Genomic DNA, 10,644 nt, shown 5'->3' on the forward strand with positions numbered 1-10,644 from the left:
GAGATATTATTAAAAATTAAGTAAAGGAGCGATTAGTATGAATATTAAGTATCTAGGTCATTCTGCTTTTTATATGGAAGCTGGGAATTACAGTGCCATTATTGACCCATTTATAACAGATAATCCACAATGTACAGCTACAGTTGATGACTTTAATAATCTTAATCATATATTTGTAACCCATGGTCATGGAGACCATTTAGGTGATGCTGTGGAACTAGCTATCAAGACTAAAGCAACTATCATTACCAATTTTGAATTAGGCAACTATTTATTATTTAACAACAATAATATATCTGTACATACTATGCATATTGGAGGAAGTGCAGTAATAGATGGTGTACCCATCAAAATGACTAATGCTCTTCATGGTTCCTGTGTTATCACAACTGACCAAGACATCATTTATGCAGGGAATCCATGTGGATTTTTAATTAACTACAATGGTATCAAAATCTATCATGCAGGTGACACAGGACTGACACTAGATATGAAACTGTTAGAAGATGAACATGTCAATGCAGCTTTGTTACCCATAGGGGGTAATTTTACAATGGATATACCTGATGCTTGTAAAGCAGTAGACTTCATAAAACCTGATTTGGCTATACCGATGCACTATAATACTTTTCCACCTATTAAGGCAGATCCATATAAATTTCAAGAATCAGCTTCTTGTAAAGTCAAAGTAATGGATATTAACCAAGTCATTAAAATATAGACCCAAGAATATCCATTGACTGAATATAAATAAGGCTGGTTTATAATCTGCATATCCAGTAAAAAAATTAGAACTCTGTTTAGTGATATCTAAACAGAGTTTATCTTATTTATTTACTAATTGTTGATACAGAGGTTTATTGGTTTTCTTTCTTGTCATCTCAACAAGACCTAATCCAGTCATTCCTACCACAAAAACTTTGTTTCTATCTTTTTTAACATATGAACTTAGTTCTCTCAAAAGCTGTTTATTATGCTCTTTGTTTTTCATGTCAATGAAATCTACAACAATTATACCTGATAAGTTTCTAAGTCTTATTTGATGGGCTATTTCTTTTGCAGCTTCAATATTGGTCTTGAATATAGTTTCTTCAAGATTCTTTTTACCAGTGAATTTGGCTGTATTTACATCAATAGAAACCAATGCTTCAGTAGGCTGAATAACGATACAACCTCCAGATTTTAACCAAACTCTTTCGCACAAAGCTTTTCTAATCTTATCATTCAATCCATATAGATTCATTAAAGAAAGATTTTCATCTTCATAGAATCTTATTTTATCCATCAGTTCTGGATTAGTTTTTTCAAAATAAGACCTAACTTCTTGATATAATTCTTTATCGTCAATAATATATTCGACTATATCAATATCGTACATATCTCTAACAAATTTCAGTACCGAGTTAATACCTTTATATATTTCAGTATAACATGTTCTATACTTAGCAGTATCTATGATAGAATTATATCTTGTAATTAGTTCTTCCACTTCATTTTCAATAAGCTCTTCTTGTATTTGATAGGCATTAGTTCTAATAATAAAACCATAAGATTCCGTAACGTGTTTTTCTAAAATATCCTTAAGACGTTTCCTTTCATTTCCTCCCTTTATCTTACCTGATAATCCAATGAAATTTTTCCCTTTAGTAAGCACCACATAACGACCTGTAAGAGATATATTTGGTGATACAACACATCCCTTACTACCATGTTCTTCTTTTATTATTTGAACCATTATCTCATCACCATTAGAGAGCTTATTAGATGCATTACTCTTGGTATAAAATATATCTGAACTGTTATCAAGGGACATATAAGCATTTTTGCTTCGTCCAATATTGATGAATGCTGCATTCATACCTTTTATTACATTGACGACTTTACCTATATATATTTTGCCAATAAGATCATTACTTTCTTCTTCATTTATACCAAGCTCTATTAATCTTCTATTTTCATCCAATAATGCACTGTATACAATATCTTTATCTTTTGCAACAACTAATTTATATGGCATTTTAACACTCCTATAATATCTTATCCAAGGGAAGAAACTTATTGTCACTGATATAATATATTTCCTGTCTGTGAATTTTGAAATCAAACTTATTGTATTCTATATCATTAACCTTACATAGATTATCCAACACGATTTCAGGTTTAACATTCATTCTACTACCAGTAGCGATTAGTAATAATACATCACCATCTTCTCCCAAAGCAATATTAAATATTCCTGGTTTTATATCAATTTCTTTTAGAACATTTTTTTTATTCTTTTTAGTAATAATTATATTATTCTTGGACATTAGGTTATTTATCATGTCCTCAGTAATAGTAATATTATTTACTGTAATTTTATATTTAGCAGCATCAATTAATGCCATAGCACTTTTAGCATTCTCAGGGAGTACAGTAATATCAAGAATTTTAATTCCCTCTGGTGCATGTAAATCAAGATTCTTAATTTGATAATTTATATCAATGTCTTCCTTAATCTTAACATCCAAGTATTCCGCCTCACTGGTTATACCTACAGAAAGCGGTGCTCCTATAGACATAATTGGATGTGGGTTAAACCCTTCTGAATATGCAATTGGAAATTCAGCTTTCTTGAATACTCTTTGAAAGTTTCTTATCAAATCCAAATGTCCAATAAATTTAATTGTACCTTCTTTTGAAAATTTTATTCTAATCAACATAGCAAATACCTCCACCAAAACTCTTAGCTCCACAATTCATACAAGAATCAATACAATTTTTACTAACGATTCCTTCTTTGGCACGTGAGTATTCTCTATATAAAAATTCTTTTGTAACTCCTGTATCTATAAAGTCCCAAGGTAAGATTTCTTCAAAATCTCTTTCTCTTGAAGAGTAAAATAACGGATCTATATCATTTTCTTCAAAAGCATTCTCCCAGTTCTCAAATCTGAAGAATTCTGACCAAGCATCGAATGTAGCACCATTTTTCCATGCGCTGTATATGACTTTTGATATTTTCCTATCACCTCTAGCCATTACACCTTCTAACATGCTAGTTTTTGCATCATGACAATTATATTTGATACTCTTTTTATTTATTTTCTTATTGAGAAATGTTTGCTTTTCCATAAAAGTATCATAAGTATCCTGTGCTGTCCATTGAAATGGTGTGAAAGCTTTTGGAACAAAAAATGATGTACTCACAACTATTTGTGGTTTTCTTTTTCTAACTTCTTTTGGCAATTTATAATACTCTTCTACTATATCTTGTCCAAGTTTTGCAATAGCTTCTATATCTTCATAATTTTCAGTTGGAAGTCCAAGCATAAAATATAGCTTAACTCTTGTCCAACCACCTTTAAATGCCTGTGAAGAACCTGACAATATATCTTCTTCTGTGATACCTTTGTTTATTACATCTCTTAATCTTTGTGAGCCTGCTTCAGGAGCAAAGGTAATACTGCTTTTTCTTAACTCTTGTACTTTGCTCATAATATCTAATGAGAATTTATCAATTCTAAGTGATGGCAAAGATAGATTGACATGCTTATCATTACCAAATTCATCTATCAAATAATTAGTTAATTCTTCTAAACCTGTATAATCACTTGAACTTAATGAAATAAGTGATATTTCATCATGTCCTGTATTTTTAATTAATTCAGTAGCTTGTTTCTTAAGAACATTTACATCTTTTTCTCTTAGAGGACGATATATCATACCTGCTTGACAGAACCTGCATCCTCTAGCACATCCTCTAAATAATTCTAAGACTACTCTATCATGAACCGTCTGAATAAGTGGAACTAAAGGTTTGCTTGGATAAGGTGCATTAGTTAAATCCATCACTATTTGCTTTTTAATCTTAACCTTAGCATTTTTATGATTAGGTTTAAATTCTTTGATTTCACCATTTTCTTTGTAAGTGACTTCATAGAATTTTGGAACATATACCCCTTCTATATCTAACAGCTTAATCAAGAATTCTTCTTTAGTACCTCCATTGTTCTTATGAATCTTATATAGATCAAGGATTTCTGGTAATGTAGTCTCTGCCTCTCCAATATAGAAAAAGTCTATAAAATCTGCTATAGGTTCAGGGTTATAAGTACATGGACCACCAGCACATACAATAGGGTCATCTTCTGATCTATCCTTACTGTACACTGCCATACCTGACAAATCTATGGTATTTAATATGTTAGTATAACTCATTTCATATTGAACTGTGAATCCTAGAAAATCAAAAGCTTTTATATCATCTTGTGATTCCAAACTGAAAAGATCAATATTTTTTTCTCTCATTATTTTTTCAAGGTCATCCCAAGGAGAAAATACACGTTCACAAAAAGTATCTTCCCTTTTATTAAGGAAATCATAAAGTATAGATAATCCAACATGGGACATACCTATTTCATAGACATCAGGAAAACATAAAGCAAATCTAATATCTATATCATTAATATCTTTACCTACAACATTAATTTCATTACCTAAATATCTTGCAGGTTTTTCCACACTAAGTAAAATATCATCTGTAAGTTTTAACTTTTTATCCATTTTATTGGTTAACTCCTTTAATCTATGAGTATTATATTAGTTTATTTAACTTATATAATAATATAATAAAACCCGAAATATAACAACTATAATTTAAATATAAAAGGACTGCTTAAGAATACATCTATGATTAATAGCTATTATAAATGTATTTTAAGGCAGCCCCACTATATATTTATTTTCACTTATAATATTAATTCAAAAAATCTTTGACCGCAGTTTCATCACCGATTTTTAACACTTTATTTGATAACTCAGCAAAGTCTTCATTATAATATAATACTTCATAAATACTGTTTACATCAAATTCACCGATTTTTATTTCATATTTTTTTAGATAAAGTGTTGATAATAGTATTACGAAAGATATAAAAATCTTTATAGCTAGTTTACTTGAATAGGTGTCTTCTTTTTTTCGATTTCTTGAATTATATCTGTTGTTCCTTCTTCTGACATTCTTTTTTTTCATTTATATCTCATTCCCTTCACATATCAACCAAATTAACTAATCATCTTAAAATCCGTTTAATAATCAATTTTTATCTTATAGTGTTCAAGCCAATAGTTAAGTTGAATCAGGTAAGCAATGAACTGTGGTTCTTTCATCAATTGTCCAAACCATGGTGTTATAAATGTTTCTCCATCATTATTAATTAGATTATATACATTTTTAGTATCAATTAGATTATGAATAGGACTATTTTTATCATCTAATATATTTTTTAGTAATGATTTTACTGAATTACTATATTCAGGATTATAAGTTTTAGGATAAGGTGATTTCTTCCTGTAGGTTACATCTTCTGGCAAATATGAGCTAAGAACTTTTCTTAGTAAACCTTTTTCTATATTATTATGGTTCTTAATTCGCCAAGGTATGTTCCAAGTATATTCTACGATTCTATGATCAGCATATGGTACTCTGACTTCTAGGCTTTTATACATACTCATCCTGTCCTTACGTGTTAATAATGTTAGCATAAACCATTTCAGATTAATATATGTAAGTTTCTTGATTCTTTTCTCATGCTCTGTTTCATTATCTAAAAAATCAATATCTTTGATAGTGTCCATATACTTAGTATTGGCAAATTCCTCTAATTTTAACTTGTTTAATTCTTTTGATAGGAAGGATTTTCTTTCATTTATGTATCTGTTCCATGGGAAACCATCATAATATACATCTTCCTGTTTCCTGAACCAAGGATATCCCCCAAATATCTCATCAGCACATTCTCCAGATAATGCCACTGTATGATTACTTTTTACCTTCTCACAGAATAACATAAGTGAAGAATCAATATCAGCCATACCAGGTAGATCATATGCTATTACAGCATCTTGTAGCGCTTTCACCAGCGTCTTGTTATTTATAGTGATTTTTTTATGTTGGGAGCCAATGTATCCATTGACACGCTTTACCCAGATATTATCATTACTTGGTTGAAAATCAGAGGCTACAAAATATTTGTCGTTGTCTTCATAATCTATAGAATACGTAGTGAGCCTTTTAGATTGATTCTTAAAATACTCAGAGGCTATAGATGAAATACCACTAGAATCAAGTCCTCCAGATAAAAATGTACATATAGGTACATCTGAAATAAGTTGTTTCTTTATTGAATCTTCAACTAAATATGCTGTATGTTCAAAAGTATCTTCATCATTTTCTGTATGATAACTAGTTATTGGCTTCCAATATATATGCTTATATAGATTCTTTGAAGTTAAAATAATAAATTCGCTAGGTTTCAATTCATAAATATTTTTAAACACACCACTGCCAAGTACTCTACTTGGTCCAAGACTAAACAGCTCTAATAGCCCATTTTCATCAATTACAGGTTCTAATCCAGGAAATTCTAATAATGCTTTTATTTCAGAGCCAAATATGAATGATCCATTGATATAAGCATAGAATAAAGGTTTTACACCTAACCTGTCTCTTGCTAGGAACAGGGATTTTGACTTTTCTTCCCATATACCAAAAGCAAATATTCCATTAAGGTATGTAGTACAATCTTCACCCCATTCTATATAGGAAACTAAAACCACTTCAGTGTCACAATTAGATTCGAACTTATATCCTTTTTGAGATAGTTTTTCTCTTAATTCTTTTGTATTATATATCTCTCCATTATAAATAATAGTATATTCATGTTCTCCTATTTTTTTAGTCATTGGCTGTTTACCACCATCAGGATCAATAACCACTAATCTTCTATGACCTAACAAGACATTGGTTTTATAATAGAAACCATATTCATCTGGCCCTCTATGAACCAATTGGTTTGTCATGTTATGAATAACGCTTCTTTTCTCACTAATATTCTTATTATAATTAACCCATCCAGCAATTCCACACATCTAATCATCTCCTTTTACCACAATACTTATCTAGATTCAATAATAAAACTATAATAAAATATTATTTTTATCTTCTTAATAACTTGTTTGACTTTCCTTATCTATATATATGCAAAAGTACAGCTTTTATGAGTTATAGTGTATTCTAAAAATACTTGAATCATGACATAACTTATGATAGGATTATAAATATTGAAAAAAGAAACATTAGGAGGTTCGTAATGAGCGCATACGATGTGTTAATGGAAAGAGGGTTTATTGAACAAACAACCCATGAAAAAGAAATAAAAGAATTGTTAGAGAATGAGAAAGTCACATTTTATATAGGATTCGATCCAACTGCTGATAGTTTAACTGTAGGTCACTTTTTACCAGTAATGGCAATGGCTCATATGCAAAGAGCTGGACATAGACCAATTATTCTAATTGGCGGTGGAACAACAATGGTTGGTGACCCAACTGGTAAATCTGATATGCGTAAAATGATGACTAAGGAACAAATCAATAGCAATGCAGAAAGATTCAAAGAACAATTATCCAAGTTCATCGATTTTGAAGATGATAAAGCAATCATGGTTAATAATGCTGATTGGCTTCTTGATCTTAACTATGTTGATTTCTTACGTGAAATCGGGGTTAATTTTTCAGTTAATAGAATGTTAACTGCTGAATGTTATAAATCCAGAATGGAAAAAGGACTAACTTTCTTGGAATTCAATTATATGTTAATGCAGTCTTATGACTTTTTGGCACTTAATAGAAAATATAACTGTTCACTTCAATTAGGCGGTAACGATCAATGGTCTAATATTCTAGGTGGTGTTGAGTTAATAAGACGTAAAGAGCAAAAACCTGCATTTGGAATGACTTTCAAACTTCTTACTACAAGTGAAGGTAAAAAAATGGGTAAAACTGAAAAAGGTGCAGTATGGTTGGATAAAGCAAAAACAACACCTTATGAGTTCTATCAATATTGGAGAAATGTAGAAGATGCAAAAGTTCAAGAATGTCTTAGCCTTCTTACATTTTTACCTATGGATGAAGTTAGACGTCTAGGTGCATTAAAAGACGCAGAAATAAATAAAGCCAAAGAAGTTCTTGCTTTTGAGATCACTAAAATAGTTCATGGCGAAGAAATTGCAAAACAAGCTATGGAAGCAGCAAAATCATTATTTACTGGCGGTGCCAAGAGCGGTTCCATCCCTACTACTGAAGTCATGAAAGATGAATTTCAAGGTGAAGGAATGGATATTATATCAGCCCTTATAAAAGCTAAACTTGTACCTACTCGTTCTGAAGGACGTCGTATGGTTCAACAAGGTGGCGTTAGGGTGAATGATATTAAAGTTGATGGTATAGATAGAATGATTACAGTGGAAGATTTCAAAGAAGATGGAACCTTATTAATTAAAAAAGGTAAAAAAGGTTTCCACCAATTTAAAATCTAATACTCTACTAAAAGTTCAAGTAATTGTTTACACAAAATTCTTGACACTAACTTAATAATATAGTAGATTTATTATATAGACCTTAATATTTAGAATTATAAATAATTATGATATATATTTATAGTTACAGATAAAAAATTATATCTAAGCGTGTTACTATGATTTATAGGCATTAGCTTTATATATTATGTACCCATGTTGTACATATATGTAATGCTAATGCTTTATTTATACAAAAAATCAAAAATTGTTTTACTACCAAAATGATACTCCACTTTTATTCTTATGATCATTTTGTAAAACAGTTTTTGTATATAAAATCATATGGAGGTATTATAATATGAGATTTTCCAAAAAAATTTCCAGACGTTATACCTACTTATTATTAATTCTATTACTAGTTTTTTCTCTATTTAATTCACTACCAACATCAGCGAACAATACCACTCCTCAACCTAATGTAATTCCTGCACTACGAGAATGGATTGGAAGTACAGGTCTATTTACCCTTATTCCACAATCACGTATATGTATTGATCCAAATTATGAAACTGAATTATTAACTAGAATGACCTCATTTAAAGATGAAATAAAGCTTATCAATAATGATTTGGATTTATCTATACTAACTACTAATAATCCAACTGATTCAGACATATATATCACTCTAGATTGTCAAGACACTAATATTGGTACAGAAGGTTATCTTATGGATATAGACAATATATTGACCATAAAAGCTAATACAGCTGATGGTGCCTTCTACGGAACACGGTCTCTTCTTCAAATACTAGTGGCAGATAATACAAAAGATTCTATTCCTAAAGGCAATATTAAGGATTACCCTATGTATGAAGAACGTGCTTTTATGATTGATGTATCCAGAAAATATTTTACTATGGATTTCCTAAGAGACTATGTAAAACTAATGTCATGGTTTAAGATGAATGACTTTCATATTCACTGGACAGATGACTGGTATGATGGCTATTGGGCTTTTAGAATCGAAAGTACAACTTATCCTAATATAACAGCAACAGATGGCAGTTATACAAAGCAGGAAGTAATCGCTCTTCAGGATTTAGGAGATAATTATGGTGTAACCATAACTCCTGAATTTGACTCACCATCCCATGCTAGACCCTATACTAAGATTCGCCCTGACCTAATTAATACAGCAAAAGGTGATCGGTATCTTGATCTTTATAATCCAGATACATATACCTTTATGCAATCCATATATGATGAATATATCCCTTTATTTAGAGCACCAGATTTCCATATTGGATGTGATGAATATGATGGCGGCGGTGAAAAATATCGTCAGTATTATAATACTATGGCTGATTATGTTCAGAATCTAGGTAAAAATGTACGCGTATGGACTGGATGGCATCACGAAAGTGGAACCACTGTACCCGACTCTGATATCATTATTGATGTTTGGGAAGGTGGTTTTGATGTAAATAATTATGTGAACAGAGGTAATCAATTAATTAATTCTTCTGGCGACTATCTATATATCGTACCTGATACCAGCTGGTTACCTGATTTACCAGTCCTCTATGAGCAATGGGAGCCTCATGTTTTTAATAGAGCAAAAACTAATAAATTAACCCCTAACCATGAAAAACTTCTAGGTGCAAAACTTCATATTTGGTTAGATGGTAAGAGAAATATTGTGTCCCAGCAAGATTGTGACAAATTGATTCAACCTCCATTAAAGATTTTATCAGAAAAACTGTGGGGTGGTAAAAATTCTAATACTTATGAGGAGTTTGTAAATAGAACCCTCGAAGTTGGTAATGCCCCAGGTATCAACCTTACTCCTACTGAGCAGTTACCTCCTATTGACCCTAATAATCTAGCTTATAACAAACCTGTTACTGCTTCTTCAACAGAAGATGGTACATTTTTTACTCCTGAAAAAGCAGTAGATCGCTTTACTACTTCTCGTTGGTCTAGTAATTATCATGATGACGAATTCATATATGTAGATTTACTCAATACTTATAATATCAATAAAGTTAAATTGCACTGGGAAGCTGCATTTGGAAAGAAATATAAAATACAGGTATCTACTGATGCGATAAACTGGATAGATGTCTATAGTGAAATTGATTCTGATGGAAATGAAGATGTTATTAATTTCTCAGGAGTAGATGCACGTTATGTCAAGATGCAAGGCATAGAACGAGCAACTAATTGGGGTTATTCAATATGGGAATTTGAAGTTTATAATTAAAGTTATCTCTTATGTATTGAATTCATTTAGTCAAAACTA

The 10,644-nt window shown here is 30.8% G+C and carries 8 protein-coding genes; 3 read left to right on the top strand and 5 right to left on the bottom strand.

Going from position 1 to position 10,644, the window contains the following annotated elements; all coding sequences use genetic code 11:
- The first annotated feature begins 37 nt into the window (after positions 1-37).
- Complete coding sequence (locus AACQ14_RS20725) at positions 38-721, top strand: metal-dependent hydrolase (RefSeq protein ID WP_339365485.1); 684 nt, start codon at positions 38-40, stop codon at positions 719-721.
- A gap of 105 nt (positions 722-826) precedes the next feature.
- Here the strand turns inward: AACQ14_RS20725 and AACQ14_RS20730 are convergent, their stop codons facing one another.
- The 5 genes from AACQ14_RS20730 to asnB form a co-directional block, all read right to left on the bottom strand.
- Positions 827-2,017, bottom strand: coding sequence for a ribonuclease E/G (locus AACQ14_RS20730; RefSeq protein ID WP_339365486.1), 1,191 nt, complete (start codon positions 2,015-2,017; stop codon positions 827-829).
- Positions 2,018-2,027: 10 nt separating this feature from the next.
- The gene (locus AACQ14_RS20735) at positions 2,028-2,702 is read right to left on the bottom strand and encodes a TIGR03936 family radical SAM-associated protein (protein ID WP_339365487.1); all 675 of its coding nucleotides are present in this window, start codon (positions 2,700-2,702) and stop codon (positions 2,028-2,030) included.
- On the bottom strand, positions 2,692-4,545 hold the full coding sequence (locus AACQ14_RS20740; RefSeq protein WP_339365488.1) for a TIGR03960 family B12-binding radical SAM protein: 1,854 nt from the start codon (positions 4,543-4,545) through the stop codon (positions 2,692-2,694). Before AACQ14_RS20740 ends, AACQ14_RS20735 begins: the two co-directional genes overlap by 11 nt.
- A gap of 193 nt (positions 4,546-4,738) precedes the next feature.
- The gene (locus tag AACQ14_RS20745) at positions 4,739-5,014 is read right to left on the bottom strand and encodes a hypothetical protein (RefSeq protein ID WP_113675011.1); all 276 of its coding nucleotides are present in this window, start codon (positions 5,012-5,014) and stop codon (positions 4,739-4,741) included.
- Positions 5,015-5,070: 56 nt separating this feature from the next.
- On the bottom strand, positions 5,071-6,912 hold the full coding sequence (gene asnB, locus AACQ14_RS20750) for an asparagine synthase (glutamine-hydrolyzing) (RefSeq protein ID WP_339365489.1): 1,842 nt from the start codon (positions 6,910-6,912) through the stop codon (positions 5,071-5,073).
- A gap of 221 nt (positions 6,913-7,133) precedes the next feature.
- On the opposite strand from asnB, the gene tyrS reads away from it, so the two are divergent.
- Positions 7,134-8,360 (top strand): tyrosine--tRNA ligase, encoded by a 1,227-nt coding sequence (gene tyrS, locus AACQ14_RS20755; RefSeq protein ID WP_339365490.1) that lies wholly within the window; start codon positions 7,134-7,136, stop codon positions 8,358-8,360.
- A 340-nt stretch (positions 8,361-8,700) separates the two neighbouring features.
- A complete protein-coding gene (locus AACQ14_RS20760) occupies positions 8,701-10,605 on the top strand; it encodes a family 20 glycosylhydrolase (RefSeq protein ID WP_339365491.1) in 1,905 nt (634 codons plus the stop codon).
- The last annotated feature ends 39 nt before the right edge of the window (positions 10,606-10,644 follow it).

The sequence above is a fragment of the Vallitalea maricola genome (genome assembly GCF_036985595.1).
Lineage (GTDB): Bacteria > Bacillota > Clostridia > Lachnospirales > Vallitaleaceae > Vallitalea > Vallitalea maricola.